The sequence below is a fragment of the Agromyces sp. Marseille-Q5079 genome (assembly GCF_051016555.1).
Classification (GTDB): Bacteria; Actinomycetota; Actinomycetes; order Actinomycetales; family Microbacteriaceae; genus Agromyces.
On record NZ_JBPEJF010000002.1, the window covers coordinates 364,228 to 386,808 of the forward strand.

At 71.0% G+C, this 22,581-nt stretch carries 20 protein-coding genes; 3 read left to right on the forward strand and 17 right to left on the reverse strand.

Features of this window, described 5'->3' with window-relative positions; genetic code table 11:
* Nucleotides 1-75 precede the first annotated feature (75 nt).
* Both ACR3IO_RS05415 and ACR3IO_RS05420 read right to left on the reverse strand, forming a co-directional pair.
* Nucleotides 76-1,554: an NCS2 family permease gene (locus tag ACR3IO_RS05415; RefSeq protein ID WP_434070148.1), complete on the reverse strand. Its 1,479-nt coding sequence runs from the start codon at nucleotides 1,552-1,554 to the stop codon at nucleotides 76-78.
* 15 nt (nucleotides 1,555-1,569) lie between these two features.
* Nucleotides 1,570-2,157, reverse strand: coding sequence for a nucleoside deaminase (locus ACR3IO_RS05420; protein WP_434070149.1), 588 nt, complete (start codon nucleotides 2,155-2,157; stop codon nucleotides 1,570-1,572).
* 281 nt (nucleotides 2,158-2,438) lie between these two features.
* Here ACR3IO_RS05420 and moaA point away from each other — a divergent pair, with 281 nt between their 5' ends.
* Nucleotides 2,439-3,599 (forward strand): GTP 3',8-cyclase MoaA, encoded by a 1,161-nt coding sequence (gene moaA, locus ACR3IO_RS05425; protein ID WP_434070150.1) that lies wholly within the window; start codon nucleotides 2,439-2,441, stop codon nucleotides 3,597-3,599.
* On the opposite strand, the gene ACR3IO_RS05430 is transcribed toward moaA, so the two are convergent.
* Both ACR3IO_RS05430 and ACR3IO_RS05435 read right to left on the reverse strand, forming a co-directional pair.
* The gene (locus ACR3IO_RS05430; protein ID WP_434070151.1) at nucleotides 3,584-4,198 is read right to left on the reverse strand and encodes an FMN-binding negative transcriptional regulator; all 615 of its coding nucleotides are present in this window, start codon (nucleotides 4,196-4,198) and stop codon (nucleotides 3,584-3,586) included. The genes moaA and ACR3IO_RS05430 overlap by 16 nt on opposite strands.
* Nucleotides 4,199-4,275: 77 nt before the next feature.
* The gene (locus ACR3IO_RS05435) at nucleotides 4,276-5,469 is read right to left on the reverse strand and encodes a ThiF family adenylyltransferase (RefSeq protein WP_434070152.1); all 1,194 of its coding nucleotides are present in this window, start codon (nucleotides 5,467-5,469) and stop codon (nucleotides 4,276-4,278) included.
* Between the two features lie 74 nt (nucleotides 5,470-5,543).
* Here ACR3IO_RS05435 and ACR3IO_RS05440 point away from each other — a divergent pair, with 74 nt between their 5' ends.
* Nucleotides 5,544-5,792: a MoaD/ThiS family protein gene (locus tag ACR3IO_RS05440; protein WP_434070153.1), complete on the forward strand. Its 249-nt coding sequence runs from the start codon at nucleotides 5,544-5,546 to the stop codon at nucleotides 5,790-5,792.
* Between the two features lie 60 nt (nucleotides 5,793-5,852).
* On the opposite strand, the gene ACR3IO_RS05445 is transcribed toward ACR3IO_RS05440, so the two are convergent.
* From ACR3IO_RS05445 to ACR3IO_RS05500, 12 genes are all read right to left on the reverse strand, one after another.
* Entirely contained in the window at nucleotides 5,853-7,130 is a 1,278-nt protein-coding gene (locus ACR3IO_RS05445) for an FAD-binding protein (protein WP_434070154.1), read from the reverse strand.
* A gap of 72 nt (nucleotides 7,131-7,202) precedes the next feature.
* Nucleotides 7,203-8,195: an arabinan endo-1,5-alpha-L-arabinosidase gene (locus ACR3IO_RS05450; protein ID WP_434070155.1), complete on the reverse strand. Its 993-nt coding sequence runs from the start codon at nucleotides 8,193-8,195 to the stop codon at nucleotides 7,203-7,205.
* Nucleotides 8,196-8,206: 11 nt separating this feature from the next.
* Complete coding sequence (locus tag ACR3IO_RS05455) at nucleotides 8,207-9,718, reverse strand: alpha-N-arabinofuranosidase (protein WP_434070156.1); 1,512 nt, start codon at nucleotides 9,716-9,718, stop codon at nucleotides 8,207-8,209.
* A gap of 127 nt (nucleotides 9,719-9,845) precedes the next feature.
* Nucleotides 9,846-10,787, reverse strand: a complete 942-nt coding sequence (locus ACR3IO_RS05460; protein ID WP_434070157.1) for a carbohydrate ABC transporter permease — start codon at nucleotides 10,785-10,787, stop codon at nucleotides 9,846-9,848.
* Nucleotides 10,787-11,752 (reverse strand): carbohydrate ABC transporter permease, encoded by a 966-nt coding sequence (locus tag ACR3IO_RS05465; protein ID WP_434070158.1) that lies wholly within the window; start codon nucleotides 11,750-11,752, stop codon nucleotides 10,787-10,789. The genes ACR3IO_RS05460 and ACR3IO_RS05465 overlap by 1 nt, the downstream gene beginning before the upstream one ends.
* A gap of 138 nt (nucleotides 11,753-11,890) precedes the next feature.
* Nucleotides 11,891-13,222, reverse strand: coding sequence for an ABC transporter substrate-binding protein (locus tag ACR3IO_RS05470; protein WP_434070159.1), 1,332 nt, complete (start codon nucleotides 13,220-13,222; stop codon nucleotides 11,891-11,893).
* A 287-nt stretch (nucleotides 13,223-13,509) separates the two neighbouring features.
* A complete protein-coding gene (locus ACR3IO_RS05475) occupies nucleotides 13,510-14,532 on the reverse strand; it encodes a LacI family DNA-binding transcriptional regulator (protein WP_434070160.1) in 1,023 nt (340 codons plus the stop codon).
* A gap of 61 nt (nucleotides 14,533-14,593) precedes the next feature.
* Nucleotides 14,594-15,367: a phosphatase PAP2 family protein gene (locus ACR3IO_RS05480; protein WP_434070161.1), complete on the reverse strand. Its 774-nt coding sequence runs from the start codon at nucleotides 15,365-15,367 to the stop codon at nucleotides 14,594-14,596.
* Nucleotides 15,368-15,643: 276 nt separating this feature from the next.
* Nucleotides 15,644-16,717, reverse strand: coding sequence for a hypothetical protein (locus ACR3IO_RS05485; RefSeq protein ID WP_434070162.1), 1,074 nt, complete (start codon nucleotides 16,715-16,717; stop codon nucleotides 15,644-15,646).
* Entirely contained in the window at nucleotides 16,714-17,067 is a 354-nt protein-coding gene (locus ACR3IO_RS05490) for a GntR family transcriptional regulator (protein WP_434070163.1), read from the reverse strand. Before ACR3IO_RS05490 ends, ACR3IO_RS05485 begins: the two co-directional genes overlap by 4 nt.
* A 217-nt stretch (nucleotides 17,068-17,284) precedes the next feature.
* The gene (locus ACR3IO_RS05495; RefSeq protein ID WP_434070164.1) at nucleotides 17,285-18,559 is read right to left on the reverse strand and encodes a multidrug effflux MFS transporter; all 1,275 of its coding nucleotides are present in this window, start codon (nucleotides 18,557-18,559) and stop codon (nucleotides 17,285-17,287) included.
* Between the two features lie 265 nt (nucleotides 18,560-18,824).
* On the reverse strand, nucleotides 18,825-20,537 hold the full coding sequence (locus tag ACR3IO_RS05500; protein WP_434070165.1) for an FAD-dependent oxidoreductase: 1,713 nt from the start codon (nucleotides 20,535-20,537) through the stop codon (nucleotides 18,825-18,827).
* A gap of 56 nt (nucleotides 20,538-20,593) precedes the next feature.
* Between ACR3IO_RS05500 and ACR3IO_RS05505 the strand changes: the two genes are divergently transcribed.
* Nucleotides 20,594-21,277 (forward strand): TetR/AcrR family transcriptional regulator, encoded by a 684-nt coding sequence (locus tag ACR3IO_RS05505; RefSeq protein WP_434070166.1) that lies wholly within the window; start codon nucleotides 20,594-20,596, stop codon nucleotides 21,275-21,277.
* Between the two features lie 29 nt (nucleotides 21,278-21,306).
* Here ACR3IO_RS05505 and ACR3IO_RS05510 read toward each other — a convergent pair whose 3' ends face one another.
* On the reverse strand, nucleotides 21,307-22,473 hold the full coding sequence (locus ACR3IO_RS05510) for an ROK family transcriptional regulator (RefSeq protein ID WP_434070167.1): 1,167 nt from the start codon (nucleotides 22,471-22,473) through the stop codon (nucleotides 21,307-21,309).
* Between the last annotated feature and the right edge of the window lie 108 nt (nucleotides 22,474-22,581).

Genomic DNA, 22,581 nt, shown 5'->3' on the forward strand with positions numbered 1-22,581 from the left:
CTGAGCGGATGCGGGGCGTCGTCACGGTCGCGTCGTCGGGACCGTGGGCGGCTCCGACGTCTCGGAGTGCGAGTGCTACCCGGCGGCGGCGATGATCGACTCGATGGGCCCGCGCACGAAGTAGAGCGCGAAGCCGGCGGCGACGACCCAGAGCAGCCAGTGCACCTTGCGACCGCGGCCGGACGCGGCGTTGATGAGCGCCCACGTGATGAACCCGACCCCGATGCCGTTCGCGATCGAGTAGGTGAGCGGCATCGTCACGATGGTGAGGAACGCCGGGAGCGCGATCGAGAACTTGCGGAAGTCGATCTCGCGCACCTGGGCCATCATCATCGCACCGACGACCACGAGGGCGGCGGACCCGACCTCGATCGGCACCACGAGCGTGAGCGGCGTGAGGAAGGTCGAGGCGAAGAACAGCAGGCCGGTCACGACCGAGGCGAGGCCCGTGCGAGCGCCCTCGCCGATGCCCGACGCGCTGTCGACGAACACCGTGTTCGACGACGTCGAGGTCATGCCGCCGACGATCGCGCCGGTGCCCTCGACGATGAAGGCCGAACGCAGGCGCGGGAACGTGCCGTCCTTGTGCGCGACGCCGGCGTTCTTCGCGAGCCCCGTCATGGTGCCCATGGCGTCGAAGAAGTTCGTGAACACGAGCGTGAACACGAGCATCGTCGCCGACAGTGCGCCGATGCGCTCGAAGGCGCCGAACAGGTCGAACTGGCCGACGAGGCCGAAGTCGGGCACCGTGAAGATCTGCGTCGGCAGCTCGGGGATGGTCATGTGCCATCCGTTCGGGTCCTCGAAGCTCGGGCCGAGCTTCAGGATCGACTGGGCGATGATCGCGACGATCGTGGTCGCCACGATGCCGATCAGGATGCCGCCCGGCACCTTGCGGGCCACGAGGATGCCGATGAGCACCACGCCGAGGAGGAAGATCGCGGTCGGGACCGACGTGATCGAGCCCGCATCGCCGAGCTGCACCGGCGGTCCGGCCGGGGTGCGGTTCACGAACCCGCTGTCGACGAAGCCGATGAACGCGATGAACAGGCCGATGCCGACCGTGATCGCAGCCTTCAGGGCCTTCGGCACCGCGCGGAAGATCGCCGTGCGCGCTCCGGTCGCCCCGAGCAGCACGATGATGACGCCGTTGATGACGACGAGTCCCATGGCCTCCTGCCAGGTGACGTTGCCGACGACGGAGACCGCGAGGAACGAGTTGATGCCGAGGCCCGCGGCGATCGCGAACGGCAGGCGTGCCACGATGCCGAAGACGATGGTCATGAGGCCCGCGGTCAGTCCAGTGGCCGCTCCGACCTGCGCCGGGTCCAGCACGTGCCCGGTGACGTCGGGGGCGTTGCCGATGATCAGCGGGTTGAGGATGACGATGTAGGCCATCGTGACGAACGTGACGATGCCGCCACGGATCTCACGGCCGAACGTCGAGCCGCGCCCGGTGATCTCGAAGAAGCGGTCGAGACCGCCCTTGATCGTCGGCGGCGCCTCGGGTTCGGGGGTGCCCGCATCTTCGCGGACGGTGGTCGATTGTGACACTGGTGGATCTCCTGCTCAGTAGTCGATACGAGAGATGGTGCTGTTCCACTCGGTGAAGGGAGCCACGCGCTGATCGGCGCCGAGGTCGATGTTCGCGACCGGCATGATCGCCCGGTCTTCGGGGCCGCCCTCGAAGTAGCGGTAGAAGACGGCGTCGTCGAAGCCCGCATCCGCCGCGTCGTCACGGTTCGCCGCGAAGTACACGCGGTCGATGCGGGCCCAGAGCGACGAGGCGAGGCACATGGGGCACGGTTCGCAGCTCGTGTACAGCGTCGCGCCGCTGAGGTCGAACGTGCCCTGGCCCTGGCACGCGTTGCGGATGGCCGAGACCTCCGCGTGCGCGGTCGGGTCGAGGTTCGCGGTGACGCGGTTGACGCCCTCGTAGACGCTGCCGTCTGCGGTGACGACGATGGCGCCGAACGGTCCCCCGTTCTCGCGCACGTTCTGCGTGGCGAGGGCGACGGCCCGTGCGAGGTACGACGCGGCGACCTGCGCCTCGTCGGATGCCGCGACCGAGGTTTCGTCGGGAGCTGCTCCGGATGCCGCGTCGGAGGCGGCCCCGTTCGGGAGGATGGGCTGTGCGGTGCTGGCGAACGTGTCCATGGTGAGTCGAGCTTCCTTGCTGTCTCGCCGCGATCGTCGGGTCCCGTGTACGGGCGGATCCTCTGTCGGGTGGATCCTCTTCGATCCGGCGGGGGTCTTCGTCAGTGAGTGGGTGCGCAGGCGTTCGGACCTTCGTGGGGCCGGTGACTGCGGGTTCGACCCTAACAGCGGAAATCCTCCTTCGCTACACCTTTTCGGAATGTTGTTTCCGGCTTGCGAAATTCTTTTCGGCAGGGATCGAGGCTCGCGGTGTTAGCGTTGACGCCACGAGAGGGGTCGAGATGACGCACGAGTCGATGACGCCGGCCACCGCGCCGGTGCGCCTCGGCATGCCCGTGCCCGCTGCGACCCCGACCTCGTCGCGGATCCCCGTCCCCGCGGCATCCGGCGCCCGTCGCCTCCCGTCGACCGGGAACCTGGCCGACCAGCGCGGTCGCCCCCTGCGCGATCTGCGCATCTCGGTGACCGACCGCTGCAACTTCCGCTGCGTGTACTGCATGCCCAAGGAGGTGTTCGGTCGCGACTACGCGTTCCTCGACCGCGACGAGCTGCTGAGCTTCGAGGAGATCACGCGCATCGCCCGCGTCGCAGCCGCCCACGGGGTCGAGAAGCTGCGCCTCACCGGCGGCGAGCCGCTGCTCCGACGCGGACTCGAGGAGCTCATCGCCCGGCTCGCCGAACTGCGCACGCCAGACGGCCGCCCGCTCGAGATCGCCCTCACGACCAACGGCTCGGCGCTCGCGATGAAGGCCGCGTCGCTGAAGGCCGCGGGGCTCACCCGGGTCACGGTCTCGCTCGACTCCCTCGACGACGAGCTCTTCCAGGCCATGAACGACGTGCGGTTCCCGGTCGGCCGCGTGCTCGACGGCATCCAGGCCGCGCACGACGCCGGCCTCGGCCCGGTGAAGGTCAACATGGTCGTCAAGCGCGGCCTCAACGACCACGAGATCCTGCCGATGGCCCAGCACTTCAAGGGCACCGCCTCCACGCTGCGCTTCATCGAGTACATGGACGTCGGCACGTCCAACGGATGGGAGCTCGGCGAGGTCGTTCCCTCGCGCGAGATCGTCGAGCGCATCGGCGAGTGGATGCCGCTCGAGCCGGTCGGCGCGACCGCGCCCGGGGAGACGGCCGCGCGCTGGCGCTACGCCGACGGCGAGGGCGAGATCGGCGTCATCTCGAGCGTCACCCAGGCCTTCTGCGGCACCTGCAATCGCGCCCGCATCTCGACCGAGGGTCGCCTCTTCACGTGCCTGTTCGCCTCGGAGGGCCACGACCTGCGGGCCCTGCTCCGCGGCGGCATCGACGACGCCGGCCTCGCCGACGCCATGGGCGCCATCTGGGGCGCGCGCGACGACCGCTACTCCGAGGTGCGCGCGACGCTCACGCCCGAGCTGCGTGCGGCCCGGCCCAAGGTCGAGATGAGCTACATCGGCGGCTGAGGCGGGTGCACGCGGCGCATCTCCTCGGCGAGGCCGGGGTTGCTCGCGTCGAGGCGGGCGATCACGTTCGCCGCGACATCCGGCGCCTTGTTCTGGCTGAGCTTCGCGCGGGCGTCGAAGCGATCGACCCGCATGCGCAGGCCGACGGTCCCCTTCGCGAGTCGCCGGGTGCCGGCCTCGTCCTCGTGCAGGTGGCGACCCTCGGGCCGGTGGTCCTCGAAGTGGTCGGTGAGCCTCGCGAGCATCGCGTAGTTCTCCTCGTCGCCCAGGATCTCGGGCGTCCCGTACAGGTGCGCGGTGACGTGATTCCAGGTCGGGACCACCTCGCCAGGGGCGTACCAGCTCGGCGAGACGTAGTCGTGCGGACCCTGGATGATCACGAGGACCTCATGCTCGCCGAGCTCGTGCAGCACCTCGTCGGGCCGTCCGAAATGGCTGATGATCGTGATGCCGTCGGCCTCCTCGTCGAGGATCGCCGGGTAGTGCGATGCCACGAGGCCAGTGCTCGCGGGCGAGACGAACGTCGCCCAGGCGTTGGCCCGGATCAGGCGCTTCACCTCGTCGGGATCGGTCATGAGGTAGTGGGGCGTGTGACGCATGCGGTCCTCCGGGTTGCGGAACGGGCGGCCGGGCCTGGCGGGCCTGTCGGGTCTGCGGTCTGGGCGCGGCGGGCGGGTCAGCGCTGCACGAGGTCGTTGGCGACGCTCGCGAAGCGATCGATGCCGCCGACGAGGAACACGACGTCGTCGTGACCCCGTTCGAGCAGCAGCCGGGCCGCGCGGCGCGAGCGCAGGTCCTGCTCGCAGTACACCACGAGCGGGGCGTCGCCGGGTCGGGGTTCGGCCCCCGCGACGAGGTCGCCGAGGGGCAGCAGCTCGCTGCCCGCGATGCGGCGCAGCGCCGCCTCGGCCGGCTCGCGCACGTCGAGGAGGTGCAGCGACTCGCCGCCCCTGACCCGGGCGAGCACCTCGGCGGCGGTCACGCCCTGCGGCACGGCGCGCGCCTCGTCAGCGACGGCGCCGTCGGCGGGGGCCAGCCCGCAGAACACTTCGTAGTCGATGAGCGACGTGATCTCGGGGGCATCCGCGATGGCCTGGTACGTGATCTCGCGCGAGCGGCCCGAGAGTGTGTCGACGGTCGTGACCCGGCCGAGGAGCGGCTCGCCGACGCCGGTCACGATCTTCACGACCTCGGTCGCCATGAGCGCGCCGACGAGCGCGCAGATGCTCGGCAGCACGCCGCCCTGCTCGCAGGAGAGCACCTCGTCGGGCGACGGCGGCACGGGGAACAGGTCGCGGTAGGTCGGCCCGAACTCGCGCCACGAGACGCCGACCTGCCCGTGGAAGCGCAGGATCGAGCCCCAGACCAGTGGGATGCCGGCGAGCAGGGACGCATCGTTCGCCAGGTACCTGGTCGGGAAGTTGTCGCTCCCGTCGACGAGCAGGTCGTATTCGGCGAGCAGGTCGAGGAGGTTCGCCGAGCTCAGGCGCTCCCGGTGGCGCACGACGCGGCACTCGGGATCGATCGCCGCGACCGTGTCGGCGAGCGAGTCGACCTTCGCGCGGCCGACGTCGGCGACGCCGTGGCTGACCTGGCGGTGCAGGTTCGACAGCTCGACGGTGTCGTCGTCGGCGATGCCGATGGTGCCGACGCCGCTGCCGGCGAGGTACGGCACGAGGGCGCTGCCGAGGCCGCCGGCACCGATGACGAGCACGCGCGCCGCGCCGAGGCGACGCTGGGCGGGCTCGCCGAACCCGGGCAGCATGAGCTGCCGGCTGAAGCGCGAGACGCGCTCGGCCGTGAGCGGCGGGCCGGGCTCCACGAGCGGGCCCGGACGCACGACGGCCTGTGGCGGCGACACCGGATCCATGCTGCCATCCTCGCACGCAGCGCGCGGCCCGGGGCCGGTCGGACGGCCGTCGCGCGCGGGTTAGCATCGAAGCCATGACCGCCGTGACCGTCCGCTACTTCGCCGCCGCCGCCGACGCGGCCGCACGCGAGGAGGAGTTGCTCGAGCTCGAGGGCTCGCCGACGGTCGGCGACCTGCGCGACCTGCTCCTCGCCCGCTACGGCGCACCCATGGAGCGCGTGCTGCGATCGGGGTCGTTCCTCGTCGACGGGCGGGTCGAGCGCGACCCCGCCGCGACGCTCTCCGAACGCGTCGACATCCTCCCGCCGTTCGCCGGCGGATAGCCCGCGGGGCGTGCCCGACGCACCCGGCGCGCTTCGCAGCGACGGGTCAGCACGCCGGGGTCAGAGCCCGAGGCGTTCGAGGAGCTCGTTGCGGAACACGCCCTCGGGATCGAGGCTCGCCCGCAGCCCGGCGAAGTCGTGCCATCGGGGGTAGAGCTGCGGCATCCGCTCGGCCGCCTCGGCGACGTCGAAGAGCTTGCCCCAGTGCGGACGCGCCTCGAGCGGCGCGAGCGCGGCCTGCAGGGTCGGCAGCAGCGCCTCGACCGCGGGCTGGTCGGGAAGCCAGGTGAAGTGGATGCCCACGGTCTCGCGCCCGTACGCGGCCGACAGCCACAGCTCGTCGGCGGCGACCGTGCGGATCTCGCACACCTGCAGCAGCGGCGCGATGGATGTCGCGAGCGACCGCACGACGCGCAGCGCCTCGGCCGCGCGCGCCCTCGGCACGAGGAACTCCGACTGCAGCTCGTCGCCGTTCGACGGCGTGAACGCAAGCTTGAAGTGCGGCAGCCGCTCGAACCACGGCCCCGGCATGCCGAGCTGCTCGGTGCAGTGCTCGGCCGAGAAGTCCGGCAGCGGATGCCGCTTCACGGTCGACGCGCTCGCCCCCATCGCCGCGAGGGCGGCCGGAACGGCGTCGGATGCCGCGGCATCCGCCCGTCGCTTGAGCCAGAGCTGGTCGATGACGTCGGGGTCGCGCCAGGTCGTGAACAGGCTGGTCGACGCCGCAAGTCCCGTGACGGCGTCGAGGTCGGCCAGCACCGCGTCGAGCGGGAGGCGCTCGAAGACCGACTGCGCGACCTCGTAGGTCGGCTCGACGTCGAGCTCGAGCGCCGTGACGACGCCGAGCGCGCCGAGCGCGACCACCGCGCCGTCGAAGTCGGGGTCGCCCCGGCGGAGCACGCGCAGCGAGCCGTCGGCCGTGACGAGCTCGAGCGCCGCGACGGCCGCGGCCAGCGAGCCGAGCGCGTCGCCCGAGCCGTGGGTGCCGGTCGCGACGGCGCCGCCCACCGAGATGTGCGGCAGGGACGCGAGGTTCGCGAGCGCCCATCCGTCGCGCTCGAGCGCCTCGGCGAGCTCGCCGTAGCGGAGGCCGGCCGAGACGCGCACCGTGCGGGCACCCTCGTCGAGCTCGACCAGCGCGGGCAGGCCGCCCGTCTCGATCGCGAGCCCTTCGGTGTCGGCGATGCGGTTGAACGAGTGCCGCGAGCCGAGGGCGCGCATGCGGGTGCCGTCATGGGCGGTCGCGGCGACGAGTTCTGCGAGCTCGTCGACCGACTCCGGCCTCGCGAAGCGGCGCGCGCCGTAGGCGAGGTTGCCGGCCCAGTTGCGTTCGGTCATCGTGCTCCTGTCGTCATGCGCCATTCGGACGCCGTTGCGCCGCTGCGGATGCCGCAGTGCAGCGGGGCCGCCTCACCACCGTACGACGGGCCAGCCCTCGTCGTCCCAGTCGATCGTCGCGAGTGCGAGACGGAACGCCCCGCCCGCGTCGGCGTCGTAGTAGTGGAAGGCCAGCACGCCATCGGCCACGGACTGTCCGCCCGGCCCGACGCGCGCGCCGTCGGTGGCCAGCACGGGCGTGCCGCCGTCCTCGAGCAGGGGCACGCCGTCACGGTCGACGAACGGGCCGGTCGCGGCATCCGCTCGCCCCACCGCGATGTTGTACGTGCTCTTCGCACCCTGGCAGCAGGCGTCCCGCGACACGAAGAGGAACCAGTCGCCGTCGTGCTCGACGAGGTAGGGCGCCTCGATCGCGTTCGGCGGAGTGCCGCGGTCGGCGATGCGCATCGGCTCCGCGTCGTCGGCGCGCAGCCCGGTCGGCCACGAGAGCTCGACCATGCGGATGCCGCTCCAGAAGGAGCCGAACGCCATCCACGGCGTGCCCTGCTCGTCGACGACGACACCGGGATCGATCGCGTTGAAGTCGTCGGCGGTGGTCGACTCGATGACCGCACCGCCGTCGACCCACTCGTAGTCGGGGTCGTCGGGGTCGAGCGTGGTGTTCGTCGCGACCGCGATGAGCGAGGAGTTCTTGCCGAACCGCGAGGCCGAGTAGTAGAGGTACCAGGTGCCGTCGTGCTCGATGAGCTCGGGCGCCCAGAGGTTGTCGACGCCCTTCACGGCGTCGGTCAGCCACTCGGGCTTCTCGTCCCAGACCTCGCCCTCGTACCGCCACGCCGTGCCGTCGGCCGAGGAGCGGATCTGGATGTTGCCGTCGGCGACGGTGCCGTTGCCGGTCGAGTAGACCCACCACGTGCCGTCGTCGTCGCGTGCGAGCGCGGGGTCGTGGGTCGAGAGGTCGCCGGATGCCTCCCACACGCCGTCAGTGGCGCTGCACGCGGCGAGGCCTCCGAGGAGACCCGCCGCGAGCAGCGCCGCCGCGACCTTGCGTGCGGTCGTGCGCATCCGAGCCGCGCTCAGCCGAGCGAGACGGCCGACCACGACACCGGCGGCAGGGTGATCGTGAGCTCGCCGCCGTCGATCGCGATCGACTCGTTCGCGCTCGGAGCGACCCGCTCGGGCTGCTCGAGCGTGTTCTTCGCGTACACGTCGTCATCGGTCAGGGTGTGCGACTCGAGCACCGACACCTCGCCGAGGCCCGAGATGTCGACCGTCACGGTGAGCGCCTCGGTCTGCGAGCGGTTCACGAGGAACACGGCCGAGCGGCCGGTCTCGGCGTCGTGCGTGGCGACGGCGTCGACGAGTGGGACCTCGCCGTAGGCCTTCGTCGAGTACGTCGGCGCATCGAGCTTCAGCTCGAGCGCCTCGCCCTGCGCGAGGCGCGAGGTGATCGAGAACGGGAAGAACGTCGTCTGGCGCCAGGCGATGCCGCCCGGCTCGGTCATAATCGGGGCGATCACGTTGACGAGCTGTGCAAGCGAGGCGCTCGTGACCCGGTCGGAGTGCTTCAGCAGCGAGATCATGAGGTTGCCGAACACGACCGCGTCGGCGACGGAGTAGACGTCCTCGAGCAGGCGCGGGGCGACCGGCCAGTTGTCGATGCCCTCGATCTTGTCGACGCCGTGGAACCGCTCGATGTACCAGACGTTCCACTCGTCGAACGAGATGTTGATGGTCTTCGAGCTGCCGTTGACGGCCTTGACGTGGTCGGCCGTCGCGACGACCGAGTCGATGAAGTGGTCCATGTCGACCGCCGAGGCGAGGAACGAGTCGAGGTCGCCGTCGCGCTCCTCGTAGTAGGCGTGGCAGGAGATGTAGTCGACGTCCTCGTAGGCGTGCGTGAGCACGACGCGCTCCCACTCGCCGAACGTCGGCATGTGCGCGCTCGACGAACCGCAGACGACGAGCTCGACCGAGGGGTCGAGCTGGCGCATGGCCTTCGCGGTCTGCGAGGCGATCTTGCCGTAGTCGTCGGCCGAGCGGTGGCCGAGCTGCCACGGGCCGTCCATCTCGTTGCCGAGGCACCACATCTTCACGCCGAACGCGTCGGTGCGGCCGTTGTCGATGCGGCGCTGCGAGAGCGCGGTGCCGCCCGCGATGTTCGAGTACTCGAGCAGGTCGAGCGCCTCGAGCGTGCCGCGCGTGCCGAGGTTCACCGCGAGCATGAGGTCGCTGCCGACCTTGTCGAGCCAGCCCTGGAACTCGTGCAGGCCGACCTCGTTCGTCTCGGTCGAGTGCCAGGCGAGGTCGAGCCGGCGGGGGCGCTTCTCGCGCGGACCGACCGAGTCCTCCCAGCGGAAGCCCGAGACGAAGTTGCCGCCCGGGTAGCGGATGGTCGAGACGCCGAGCTCCTTCACGAGCTCGATGACGTCGGAGCGGAAGCCCTCGGCATCCGCCTGCTCGTGGCCGGGCTCGTAGATGCCGTCGTAGACGTGCCGGCCGAGGTGCTCGACGAACCCGCCGAAGACGCGGCGGTCGATGCGGCCGACCGCGAAGTGCGGGTCGACGGTGAGGCGTGCGGAAGTCATGATGCTCATTTCAGGTCGGAGACTCGAAAGGTCGGCGAGTCGAGGTCTGTGTCGAGGAGGTCTGGAATCGGAGTGAGTCGGAGGTCGGGCGGGCCCGGCATCGTGCGGCCGGGCCGTGCGGCCGTGGCTACTTGATCGAGCCGATGGCCAGGCCGCCCTGCCAGTAGCGCTGCAGGAACAGGAACGACAGCACGAGCGGGATCACCGAGATGAACGAGCCCGAGGTGATGAGGTTCCAGACCTGCTCGCCGCCGGCGCCCGCGTTCGAGAGCGCGGTCCAGCGGTTCAGGCCGACGGTGACCGGCAGCAGCTGCGGGTCGGTCAGCACGGCGAGCGGCAGGAAGAAGTTGTTCCACGTGCCGACGACCGAGAGCAGCAGCACCGTCACGATGGCGGGCTTCAGCATCGGCAGTGCGACCTGGAAGAAGGTGCGGATCTCGCCCGCGCCGTCGATGCGGGCGGCCTCGAGCATCTCGTCGGGCACGGCGTCCTGCGTGTACACGCGCATCAGGTAGACGCCGAACGGGCTGAGGAGCGAGGGCAGGATGACGGCCCACGGCGTGTTGATGATGCCGTACTGGCTGAGCAGCATGAACGTCGGGATCACGAGCGCCGTGAGCGGCACCATCACCGAGCCGAGGATGACGCCGAATACGCCGTTGCGGCCGCGGAAGCGGTACTTCGCGAAGCCGTAGCCGGCGAGGATCGCGAGGATGGTCGCCCCGATGCCGCCGGCGAAGGCGTAGAGGAACGAGTTCGCGAGCCAGCGCCAGTAGATGCCGCCCTGGTGCGTGAACAACTCGGCCACGTTCGAGAAGAACGCGAAGTTGCCGTCGAACCAGAACGCCGGGCTGCCGAAGAGGCCGGCCGTGTCCTTCGTCGAGGCGACGAAGAGCCACCAGATCGGCACGATGAAGTAGATCGCGAGGATGATGAGGAACACGTGCGCGCCGATGCGTCGGCCGCCCGAGCGGCGGTTGCCTCGCGGCCCGCGGAAGGCGTGGTCGGGAACGCCCGTGACCGTGGTGAGCGCGTCCTTCGGGGCGGTGTCGTTGGCGAAGATGGCCATCACTTGAGTCCGCTCTGCTTGCGGGTGAGGAAGAGGAAGATGTACGACCCGGCGAACACGAGGGCTCCGAGCGAGAACGCGATCGCCGAGGCGTAGTTGAACTGGCTGTACGAGAAGGCCAGCGAGTACGCGTACATGTTCGGCGTGTAGGCCGCGTCGATGGCGCCCTGCGCGATGTTGCGCAGCACCACCGGTTCGGTGAAGAACTGGAGCGTGCCGATGAGCGCGAAGGTGATCACCATGACCATCGACGACGAGATCATGGGGAGCTTGATGCGCGTGGCCGTCTGCCAACCGTTGGCGCCGTCGATGCGGGCGGCCTCGTAGATCGACGGGTCGATCGAGCGCAGCGCCGCGTAGATGACGACCATGTAGTAGCCGGACCACTGCCAGGTGACGATGTTCACGAGGCTGCCGAACACCGTGTCGGAGGCGAGGAAGTCGGGGGTCGGGAGTCCGACGACGCTGAAGATCGTCGAGCTCGGGCCGAACTTCGGGCTGTAGAGGAAGCTCCACATGAGCGCGCCGATGACGACCGGGATGGCGTACGGCACGAAGATCAGCAGTCGCGAGAGCTTGGAGATCCACGAGGTGAGCGTGTCGAGCACGAGGGCCGCCGCCAGCGCGATGAGCAGCTGGGCCGGGATCATGACGATCGCGAACGCGGCGACGCGAGCCAGGCCCTCGAGGAAGAGCGGGTCGGTGAACGCCTTGAGGTAGTTGTCCATGCCCGTGAACTTGGTGCCGGTCGCGAGCGTCGACGTGAACAGGCTCATGCCGAACGCGTAGAAGAGCGGGAACACCAGGAACAGGGCGAAGACGGCGAGGAAGGGGCTGACGAACAGCCATCCCCAGCGTTGGCGGCGTTGCTCGAGTCGGGAGCCGCGGGGTCTGCGCGGCTGCCTGACATCGACGGATGCCGCAGCTGCAGCGGACCCGGGGGCCGTGCTCGCGTGCGTGGTCATTGCAGTCTTCTCCACATCGAGGGTCGTGGGTCCGCGCGGGATCGCGGGGTGGTGACGGGGCGCGGCGGGCTGCGCCGCGCCCGCGTCGCCGAGGGTGGATCCCGCTCCGGCGCGTCGACGCCGGAGCGGGAGGTCGTGCTACTTCAGGGTGAAGCCCTGCTCGCCGGCATACGCCTCGAGCGAGGCCTGCAGGTCGTCGAGCGCCTGGTCGGAGCCCTTCTCACCCTGCACCATCGCGTAGAGCTCCTCGGTGAGCTGGTCGTAGGCGTAGTTCTGGAACGGGCTGAAGGTGAAGCCCGTGTAGCCGGCGGCCGCCTCGAGGAAGACGTCCTTGTTGATCTGCTGGCCACCGAAGAACGGGTACTCCAGGTCGCGGAAGTAGTCGGATTCGAGGATCGGCTTCCAGAGCGGGAACAGGGCGGCCTCTTCGATGCCGATCTTCCACGCCTCCTCGGTGCCGAAGACCTCCTTGGCCACGACGGCCGCGGCCTCCTTGTCCTTCGCCTGGCTGGTCACGGCGAACGTGGACCCGCCCCAGTTGATCTGCACGGGGTTCGCGGCGTCCCACTGGGGAACCGGAGCGGCGCGCCACACGGCGTCGCTGTCGGCATCCGAGAGGCCGCCGAGGTAGCCGGGGCCCCAGGCCGCGGCGACGTAGATGGCGTAGCTGCCGTCGACGAGCTTCGTGTTGTAGTCGGCCGTGAACGCGTCGTCGGTGGCGACGAGGCCCTTCTCGACGAGGTCGTTCCAGAAGGCGTTGACCTTCTTCGAGCCCTCGTCGTTGACGTCGATGCCGATCTCGGTGGGGTTCGCGTTGTCGTACTCGAACGGCACCGAACCGGCCTGGGCGAAGAGCGCCTGGTTGTAGGCGCGGCCGTTGGTCGGGAAGTCGGCCAGCACGCCGGGGGCGCCCGCGTCCTTCAGCGCCTGCGCGGCGGCGGCGAACTCGTCCCACGTGGTGGGTGCGGCGATGCCGTACTGGTCGAGGATGTCCTGTCGGTAGAGCATGCCCATGGGGCCGCCGTCGACCGGGATCGCGTAGACCGCGTCGCCGCTCGAGACGTCCTTCCAGGCGCCCTCGGTGTAGTCGCCCTTGACGTCGTTCGCGCCGAACTCGGTGAGGTCGACGAGGCCGTCGCGGATCGAGAAGCTCGAGAGCACCTCGGACTCCAGCATGATGACGTCGGGAGCGCCCGAGCCCGCCTCGAGGGCGGTCGAGAACTTGGTGTACTCGTCGTTGCCCTGGCCGGCGTTGGTCCAGCAGATCTGGACGTCGTCGTGGTTCTCGTTGAACAGGTCGACGACCTCTTCGAAGGCCGGGTACCAGGCCCAGACGCTGACCTGCGTGGCGTCGGCGTTCACGATCTTGTTCGTGCATTCCGTGGCGGAGGAATCTCCTGCGCTGCAGCCGGTGAGGGCTGCAGCCGCGACGGCGACCGTGCCGCCGACGGCGATGAGCTTGCTCTTCATCGTGCGGTGCTCTTTCTGTTGCGGTGGACAACTCTGTCTTTGGTGCGCCTGCCTCGCAGGCTTGTACAACGTTGTAAAGTAAACGTTGTAAAAGCCATGATGCCCAAGGGTCGGCGTGCTGTCAAGTCGATCGGGACACGGGTCCGGCGCGCACCGGAACGAGCATCCGGCAGCGCCCCGCACGGCGCATCCACCACCACCGCGACAGCGATCCGGCACCGTCCGGGCGGTGCCCGGGCATCGCCCGGGCACCGCCCGGAGCTGCCCGGAGCCGCCCTCGCCCGAGGTCAGGCCGCGTCGTCGACGAGCGCCGACTCGCGCTCGACGATGCGGAAGTCGGCGAGCCGCAACTGCACGGGCCCCACGTCGGCGCCGCGCGCGATGCGCTCCACGAGCGTCGAGACCGCGGTGCGGGCGATCCACTCCCGCCCCGGGTCGACGGTCGTCAGCGACGGGATCGAGTACCCCGCCTCGTCGAGGTCGTCGAAGCCCATGACCGCGACATCCTCGGGCACGTGGCGACCGGCCACCTGGAGCACGCGCATCGCGCCGAGCGCCAGGGTGTCGTTCAGGCCGAACACCGCGTCGAACTCGGAACCGCGATCGAGCAGCTCCGTCATCGAGCGCGCGCCGTTCGAGCGGTGCCAGAGCGTCGTGTAGCCGATCAGGGACTCGTCGTAGGCGATGCCGTGCGCCTCGAGCGCCTCGAGGTAGCCCTGCAGGCGCAGCGCCGCGGAGCCCACCACCTCGCCCTCGTGCGCCCCGACCACGGCGATGCGACGTCGTCCGGATGCGATGAGGAACTCGGTCGCCGCGCGCGCGGCCTCGACGTTGCGCATCGTCACGTGGTCGGTCGGGCCGCCGAAGATGCGCTCGCCGAGCAGCACCACCGGGTAGTCGACGTTCAGGCTCGCGACATCCGCCTCGCCCATGCCGAGCGCGCTGAAGATGAGCCCGTCGGTCATCTTCAGCCGCGGACTGCGGAGGAGCTCGAGCTCGCGATCGCGATCGCCGCCGGTCTGCTCCACGAGCACGACGAGGCCGGCCGCCTCGGCGGCTTCGATGACGGATGCCGCGAGCTCCGCGAAGTAGCTCAGCCCGAGGTCGGGCACCGCCAGCGCGATCGCGCCACTGCGCCCCGACCGGAGGCTGCGCGCCGTGAGATTCGGCGTGTACCCGAGCTCGGCGATGGCCGCCTCGACGCGCGCCTTGGTCGCGGGCCGGATGTGCGGGTACGCGTTGATGACGTTCGACACCGTCTTGATCGACACGCCGGCCACGCGCGCCACATCGTGCAACGTCACGGACATGTCGCCTCCTGGGTTCCTGCGGGTACTCTACAACGTTGTAGTCCGAGGATGGCGCAGCGGCTCATCGACCCCGCGGCGGGGTGACGTGCGCCTGCGCGAACGCGGCGTTCCGTTCGGAGATCCTCGCCACGCGGGCGAGTCGCTCGCGCTCGAGCGGTACCGCGAACGCCGCCCACAGCACGAGGGCGACACCGGCGCCCACGAGCGCGCCGCCGATCGTGTCCGAGAGCCAGTGCACGCCCAGGTAGGTGCGGCTGATGGCCATGAGCACCGTGTACGCGGCCCCGGCGACCCAGACCCACACGCGCGGGAAGATCACGCCGAGCGCCACCGCGATGGTCGCCGCGTTCGCCACATGCCCCGACGGGAATGAGCCGTAGTCGCTCGTGACCATCATGTCCTCGGGGCGCGGCCGGCCGACGAGCTCCTTCAGCAGCTGCACGACGAGCGCGCTCGCGGCCGACACCACCGCGAAGTAGAGCGCCGCCCACGGCCGGCGCATCGCCAGCAGGATCCCGACGAACACCAGGGGCACGACGAGCACGCCGACCACTCCCCCGCCGAGCGTGTTCATGAAGAGCGCGAAGAGGTCGCCGAGAGGCCCGTGGACCTCCAGCACCTCCTCGGCCCACTCCTCGTCGACGGCGAGCGGCAGGTTCCCGTTGCGCAGGGCGATCACGAGTCCGAGCAGCGTCGCGGTCACCACCGCCGCGATGCCGCCGATCAGGGGCGCGCGTCGGCGCATGCGGCGCACGCTCGCGGCGCGTTGCGGCGCGGTCGGCGCAGCGTCACGCGTGCTCGCGGTCGTGTCCTCGACGTCGTCGGCTTCGGCCATGTGCCCACGCTATCGATGGCGACGGATGCCGCGGCGGCGGCACGCGCGTGCAACCGAACCCGCGCTCCCCGCGCGCGGGAATCCCGCGGTCGCGGTGGAGTCCGGATCGAACGGGACTCCGGCGCGACAGCGGGATTCCGCCGGCGCGACGTTCGGGCGGATGCGGCGGGCGGACGCCACGGGCGGATGCGGCGGGCGGACGCCACGGGCGGATGCCACGGGCGGATGCCGCGGCCCCGGCACGCGGCATCCGTCGGCGTCGAGCCGCCCGCGATGTCAGTCGGACGCGGCGGCGCCGGCGTCCCGGGCGACGAGCCCGTTCAGCAGCGCGGCGCCGGTCGCGGCATCCGCCACCGTGACGACGAACGGCTTCGCATCGCGCCGTGCGACCTCGATCGCCGGGCCCGAGCGGATGATGACGCCCCGGCGTCCGGCCGCGTCGAACCGGAAGCCCCAGCCGCCGAACTCCGCCGCCGACACGTCGACCGCGGCAGCCGAGACGACCTCGTCGACCCGGACGTGCGCCAGCCGGAACCCGAGCGCCGCCCGCACCGAGAGCCCGTCGCCGTCGACGGTGACCCGCACCGCCGCCGTGGTGGCGAGCACCGCGACGGCGATCACCAGCACGAGGGCGATGATCCATCCGGTCTCGGGCGCGATCACGACGGGCACGGTGCAGAGGAGCACGACGAGGCCGATCAGCGCCCACACGGGCCAGGGTGCGCGGGCCGTCGACGTCCAGACGACCTTCTCGCCGCGACCGAGTGCGAGGGCGGGTGTCGCCGCCGGGGTCGTCGCGGGCGGCGGCTCGGGCAGCAGGATCCAGGCGAGCAGGCCGACGGTCGCGCCGATCCCGAGGCCCGCGATGACGATGAGCCACACGGCCGCGTCGGTGGGCGAGCGGCCGTCGAGCTGGAGTCCCGTGAGCGAGAGCATGATGAGCGTCAGCGCCGTGGTGACGGCCGGGGCGGCCACGGCGGTCGGTCGCACCGATCCGGCCGACGTCGTGCCCGCGGCATCCGCTCGACCGCCTTCGCCGGGTCGCCGGCCGCGAGCCCCGCCGCCGTAGACGGCGGCCGCGATGGCTCCGACGACGAGCAGCGAGATGCCGACGTAGAAGCCCAGGAACCCGAGCGGGGGCATGACGCCATCGGGTCCGTCGACGCCCCAGTGCGTGATGATCTCGTCGGGAAGTCGCGGCAGCCACGCGACGAGCACGAGGGCGCCTGCGGCGATGATCGCGAGCGGTACCCAGATGACGACGGCCAGGAGGAGACGGCGATCGCGCCGCGCACGCGCGACGTCGTCGACCGGCACGGCTGCGGATGCCGCGGGGCGGGGGCTGTTCATCGGGCGAGTTCCTCTCGGACGAGTGCGAGCACCGTGTCGGGCGCGAGCCCGTGCGCTCGGGAGACCTCGGCGAGCTCGGCGGCGAGTCGCCGCACGTCGTCGAGGTTCGGGGCGACCTGCGTGACGATCGCACCGCGGCCGCGACGCAGCTCGATGAACCCCTCGTCGCGCAGCGTCTGGTACGCGTGCAGCACGGTGTGGGTGTTCACCTCGAGCGAGGCCGCGAGCTCGCGGGCGGCCGGGAGGCGGTCTCCCCCGGAGAGCCGGCCGGCGAGCACCTCGGACCGCACGGCGCGCGCCACCTGCTCGAAGATGGGGCTGCCGGATGCCGGGTCGATGCGAATGATCACATGTACATTGTTCTATGAACAACTAGAACAATGCAAACCAGCGATTCGCCTCAGGGCGACGCGGTTGGCACGCGGGAACACCGTTGTCGCACGAGAACACCGTTCGAACGGTGTTCCTGCGTGACAACGGTGTTCCTGCGACGGCGTTCGCCGCGACGGGCAGGCGGATGCGGGCAGGCGGATGCCGGCAGGCGGATGCCGGCGGGCGGATGCCGCGTCAGTCGCTGAGCGGCGGCACCGTGCGCGGGCGCACGAGCAGCCAGAGCGCGGCGACCGCGACCACGGCGGCCGCCGTCTGCACGATCGCCATCGGCACGGCGCTGCCCACGCCCATGAGGCCGATGAGCGGCGAGATGAGCCCGGCGAGCCCGAAGTTCAGCGCACCCAGCAGGGATGCCGCGGTGCCGGCCTCGGCGCCGTGGTGCGCGAGCGCGAGCACCTGCACGGCCGGGAACGAGAACCCGCACGCGAGGATGTAGATCCACAGCGGGATCGCCGTGCCCCAGAACCCTGCGCCCGACGAGTCGAGCACCATGATCGCGATGGCCATGGCGAGGTGCACGAGCGTGGTGATCGAGAGGATCCACTGCGGCGCGACGCTCCCGCGCATGAGCCGGGAGCTCACCTGCACGCCGACGATCACGCCGACGGAGTTCACGGCGAAGAGCAGGCCGTACTGCTGGGCGCTGAACGCGTACACCTCCTGGAAGAGGAACGACGAGGTCGAGAGGTATCCGAAGAGCCCGGTGAAGGTCATGCCGCCGATGATCGCGGCGCCGAGGTAGACGCGGTCGCGGAAGAGCGCGGCGTAGCGGTCGCGGAGCGTCGAGTGCCCGGCGACGTGCCGGCGCGACTCGGGAAGGGTCTCGATGATGAGGAACGCGACCGCGAGCACCACGACGACGCCGTAGATCGCGAGCACGACGAAGATGCCGCGCCAGTCCATGACGTTCAGCAGCTGCGAACCGATGACGGGCGCGAGCACCGGCGCGAGGCCGTTGACGAGCGCGAGCCGCGAGAGCATGCGCACGAGCGGCTTGCCGCCGAACAGGTCGCGCACCATCGCCATCGCGACGACGCCGCCGGCCGCGGCACCGAAGCCCTGCAGCAGGCGGAAGACGCTGAGCCAGACGATGTCGGGGGCGAACGCCGCGCCGACGGATGCCGCGATGTGCAGGAGCGTCGAGAGGATCAGGGGCAGGCGGCGGCCCACCTTGTCGCTCCACGGGCCGACGATGAGCTGGCCGAAGCCGAACCCGATCATGGTGCCCGTGAGGGTGAGCTGCACGGCCGCGGCCGAGACGCCGAGCTCGTCCTGCAGCACGGGGAACGCGGGCAGGTAGAGGTCGACCGTGAACGGGCCGAGCGCGGTGAGCGCACCGAGCACGAGCACGTAGACGAGTCGCTGGCGACGACTGAGGAGGTCGCCCGGGTGGGTCGGCGCCGAGTAGTCGTCGGGGCGGATGATGGGGATGGAGGCGGTTGCAGACATGCGTGTTCCAGGCGTGCTCGAGTGCGGCGGCGCACGCCCTCGGACGCCGGGAGACAGGAAGGCGGCGCCCCGTGGGACGCCGCCGTGGTGCGTTCGGGCCTCGCGCGGCTCGAATCGATTCGACTGTCTTCGATTGTAGCCGGGACCCCCCACCCCGAAGCAAGTCCGAATCACGCTCGGTTTTGATCTCGCGCCGACGCGAGGGGCGGATGTCACGACCCGGCGTCGCGGCATCCGCCCTCGGTTCGTTCGGTGACCGCGCGTGCTACGCGGTGCGCGCCTCCTCGGCGGAGCCGGCCTGTGCCGAGGCCTCGGCCGGGGACGAGGCCGGAGACGACGCCGCGTGCACCGCCGCGAGGTAGCCGAAGACGGCGGCCGGCCCGATGGTCGACCCGGGACCGGGGTAGGTGCGCCCCATGACCGACGCGGTCGTGTTGCCCGCGGCGTAGAGCCCCTCGATGACCTCGCCGTCGACGTCGATCACGCGGGCGTGCTCGTCGGTGAGGAGCCCGCCCTTCGTGCCGAGGTCGCCGGGCACGAGCTGCACCGCGGTGAACGGCCCCTTCTCGAGCGCGCCGAGGTTCGGGTTCGGCTTCACCCACGGGTCGCTGTAGTAGCGGTCGTAGGCGGTGCGGCCGCGGCCGAAGTCGACGTCGACGCCGGTTCGGGCGAACCCGTTGAAGCGGTCGATGGTGGCGAGGAAGGTCGCCTTGTCGACGCCCATCTTCTCGGCCAGCTCACCCAGCGTGTCGGCCTTGACCACCACCCCCTGCTCGACGAGGTCCTTGCCGCCCATGAGCAGCGCGCCGAACATGTAGCGCTGACGGTGGCGGCGCTCGACGACGAGCCACGACGGGTTCGCGGGCGAGATGGGGTCGCGCTCGAGCAGGTGGTGCCCGAAGTCGATGTAGCTCTCGGACTCGTTGAGGTAGCGCCGACCCGACTGGTCGACGACGAGGCTGAACGGGTCGGAGCGCTCGTTCAGCACGAACTGCGCCTGCTTGCCCGGGATCGGCACCGAGGCGCCCCACCAGGCGTCGTCCATGAGCGCGACGTCGGCGCCGGCCGCGACCCCCGCCTCGATGGCCGTGCCGAGGTCGCCCTCGGCGGCCGAGGTGTACCCCGGGATGCCGTGGTACTTCTGCCGCCAGGCGGTGTTCGCGGCGAAGCCGCCCGCGCCGAGGATGACGCCCCGACGCGCCCGGATGCGCTGCACGCCGGCGGGCGTCGAGACGACGGCCCCGACCACGCGCCCGCGCTCGTCCTTCACCAGTTCGGTGAGCGGGCTGCTCAGGAGGAGCTCGACGCCCTGCTGCTTCGCGATGGCGCCGAGCTGCAGCATGAGCCCGCCGCCGAAGCCGTAGAGCTTCTTGCCGGTCATCAGGCCGCCGAGCGTGCGGAACACGAACCTCGCGCCACGGAAGAAGCCCGAGAACGAGGACCACGCACGCATGAGCAGCCACACGTCGTCGGTCTGCATGGGCGCCGGGATCGAATCGCCCGTGCGCGAGGTCTCGCGCCAGTCGCCGAGCCGCTTCGCGTCGAACGGCTTGGACTCGATGCCGCGCCCGATCTTGCCGCCCGGCCGGTCGGGGTAGTAGTCGGGGTAGTCCTTCGCGACCGCCCACCGCACGCCCAGCTGCTCGAGCCGGGTCACGAGCTCGGGGATGGTGTCCACGAACGCCGCACGCCGCTCGGGCGAGCTCGCCGGCCCGATCGACTCGCTCGGTCCGATCGCCGACTCGAGGTAGGTCAGCGCCTCCTCGCGCGAGTCGGCGATGCCCGTGCGTCGCATGATCGGGTTGTTCGGCATCCACAGCCCCCCGCCGCTGCGCATCGTGGTGCCGCCCCAGCGCTCGGTGCTCTCGACGACGAGCACGGACAGCCCGCGATCGGCCGCGGTGATGGCCGCGGTCATGCCCGCCGCACCGGTTCCGGCGACCAGGACGTCGACCTCGCGATCCCAGGATTGCGTCATTGTTCCTCCTCCGACCGGACACCATTGTCCGGTTACTCGGTTGTACGCTAACACCCGTGTCAGATGCGGGGAAGAGCGAGCGGACGAGCGGCACTCACGAGGGCGCCGACGCGCCCGGCGAGCCCGGCGCACCGCACGCGCCCGACGCACCCGCGGCCGATGCGACCGATGCGACCGACGGCTCCGACGCCAAGGTCAACCGCGGCCCCGGCGCCGGTCCCGGCAATCGGCGCGCGCTCATCGCCGCGGCGCGCGAGATCTTCGCCGAATCCGGCCTGCAGGCGCCGTACAACGCCGTGGCCAAGCGCGCCGGCGTCGGCCAGGGCAGCCTCTACCGCCACTTCCCCGACAAGGTCGACCTCGCGCTGGCCGTCTTCGACGAGAACTTCGACGTGCTCGAGGCATCCGTCGCGTCATCCGAGACGACGCTCGACACCCTGATCGACGACATCATCGACCTCGCCGCCGTGTCGACGGCGCTCATCGACCTGATCTGGCAGCACCAGCACGAGGAGCGGGTCGCCCACCTGACCACGCGGCTCGCCGGCATCGTCGGCACCGTCGTGGCCCGCGAACGCGCGGCCGGCCGCATCGACGACCGCGTCGCCGACGACGAGGTGCTGCTCGCGATCACCATGCTCACCGACCTGCTCTCCCGGGCGGATGCCGCGGAGCGACGCCCGCTCGCCGAGCGCGCCTGGGCGATCTTCCGCAGGTCGTTCTCGCCGCAGGGCGGCTGAGGCCGGCCCCGGTCGATCCGGGAGCGGGTTCAGTCCGCGAGCGGGTCCGCCAGCAGCCCCGCGAACGCGAGCTCCGCGGCGCCGATGAGCAGCCGGTTCTCGCCGAGCTCCGCGACCCTGATGTCGAGGTCCTCGGATGCCACGGGCAGCGACTGGGCCGAGACGAGGGCCTCGAGCGACGCCTGGTCGTGCGTCGCGAGGGTGGCGAGGAACCCGCCGAGCACGATGAGCGAGGGGTTCAGCACGTTGATCGCGTTGCCGAGCGCCGTCGCGAGGATGCGCTGCTGCCTGGCCAGCTCCTCGGCGACCTCGGGGGCGCCGGATGCGGCGAGCGCGGCGGCCAGCGTCGGCTCGTCGGCGTGCGCGAGGCCGACCACCTCGAGCAGTCGGGCGCGGCTCACCTCGTCCTCGAGCACGCCGGCGGGCGCCCGGCGGTCGTCGAGCCTGGCGATGCCCGGCCGGTTCTGGCCGAACTCCCCCGCGTAGCCTCCTTTGCCGCCGACGAGCCGCCCGCCCACGACGAGCCCGCCGCCGATGCCGCTCGCGCCGCCGTTGAGGTAGACGAGGTCGTCGACCCCGCGGCCGGCACCGAAGAGGTGCTCGGCACGTGCTCCGAGGCTCGCGTCGTTCGCCACGCCGGCGGGCAGTCCGGTCGCGACCTCGACGAGCGCGCGCACCGGGGCATCCGTCCATTCGAGGTGGGGTGCCCAGCGCACGAGCCCGTCGTCGGAACGCACCTGCCCGGGGACGGCGAGTCCGACGCCGACGAGGCGGGCGTCGCCGAGCCGGGTCGCCCGCCACCGGTCGAGGATGCCGGCCACGAGCTCGGCGGTCTCCTCGGGCGTGACGAGGTGGTCGACCTCGAGGCGTTCGCGCACCACGATGCGGGCGTTCAGCCCGACCGCGGCCACGGTCACGGCGTCGACCTCGGGGTTGACCGCGACGGCCAGCACCGACGGGTGCGCCGCGACCACGGGCGAGGGCCGGCCGACGCGGTTCGTCGGGTCGGGCGCGCGTTCCTCGACGAGGCCGAGCTCGGTGAGCTCGGCGGCGAGCGAGGCGACGGTCGAGCGGTTCAGGCCGGTCTCGGCCGTGAGGCGGGCGCGCGACAGCGGCCCCTCGAGGTGCGCGAGCACGAGAAGTTTCGAGAGGTTTCGACGATGCACGCCGTCGAACGTGCCGGGTCGGTCTGCCACGGGGACACTCTATGTTCCCGGTCGGGCCCCGAACAGACGGCGCGCGCTATTTGTTGCTCTTGACGGCAAATCCCCTCCGGGCTAGAGTTCCGATGTCCAGATCACTTT

Coding starts and splice junctions, on each gene's coding strand:
- ACR3IO_RS05420 (WP_434070149.1), bottom strand. CDS start 2,157: ATGGACACGTTCGCCAGCACCGCACAGCCCATCCTCCCGAACGGGGCC.
- moaA (WP_434070150.1), top strand. CDS start 2,439: ATGACGCACGAGTCGATGACGCCGGCCACCGCGCCGGTGCGCCTCGGC.
- ACR3IO_RS05430 (WP_434070151.1), bottom strand. CDS start 4,198: ATGCGTCACACGCCCCACTACCTCATGACCGATCCCGACGAGGTGAAG.
- ACR3IO_RS05435 (WP_434070152.1), bottom strand. CDS start 5,469: ATGGATCCGGTGTCGCCGCCACAGGCCGTCGTGCGTCCGGGCCCGCTC.
- ACR3IO_RS05440 (WP_434070153.1), top strand. CDS start 5,544: ATGACCGCCGTGACCGTCCGCTACTTCGCCGCCGCCGCCGACGCGGCC.
- ACR3IO_RS05445 (WP_434070154.1), bottom strand. CDS start 7,130: ATGACCGAACGCAACTGGGCCGGCAACCTCGCCTACGGCGCGCGCCGC.
- ACR3IO_RS05450 (WP_434070155.1), bottom strand. CDS start 8,195: ATGCGCACGACCGCACGCAAGGTCGCGGCGGCGCTGCTCGCGGCGGGT.
- ACR3IO_RS05455 (WP_434070156.1), bottom strand. CDS start 9,718: ATGACTTCCGCACGCCTCACCGTCGACCCGCACTTCGCGGTCGGCCGC.
- ACR3IO_RS05460 (WP_434070157.1), bottom strand. CDS start 10,787: ATGGCCATCTTCGCCAACGACACCGCCCCGAAGGACGCGCTCACCACG.
- ACR3IO_RS05465 (WP_434070158.1), bottom strand. CDS start 11,752: ATGACCACGCACGCGAGCACGGCCCCCGGGTCCGCTGCAGCTGCGGCA.
- ACR3IO_RS05470 (WP_434070159.1), bottom strand. CDS start 13,222: ATGAAGAGCAAGCTCATCGCCGTCGGCGGCACGGTCGCCGTCGCGGCT.
- ACR3IO_RS05475 (WP_434070160.1), bottom strand. CDS start 14,532: ATGTCCGTGACGTTGCACGATGTGGCGCGCGTGGCCGGCGTGTCGATC.
- ACR3IO_RS05480 (WP_434070161.1), bottom strand. CDS start 15,367: ATGGCCGAAGCCGACGACGTCGAGGACACGACCGCGAGCACGCGTGAC.
- ACR3IO_RS05485 (WP_434070162.1), bottom strand. CDS start 16,717: ATGAACAGCCCCCGCCCCGCGGCATCCGCAGCCGTGCCGGTCGACGAC.
- ACR3IO_RS05495 (WP_434070164.1), bottom strand. CDS start 18,559: ATGTCTGCAACCGCCTCCATCCCCATCATCCGCCCCGACGACTACTCG.
- ACR3IO_RS05500 (WP_434070165.1), bottom strand. CDS start 20,537: ATGACGCAATCCTGGGATCGCGAGGTCGACGTCCTGGTCGCCGGAACC.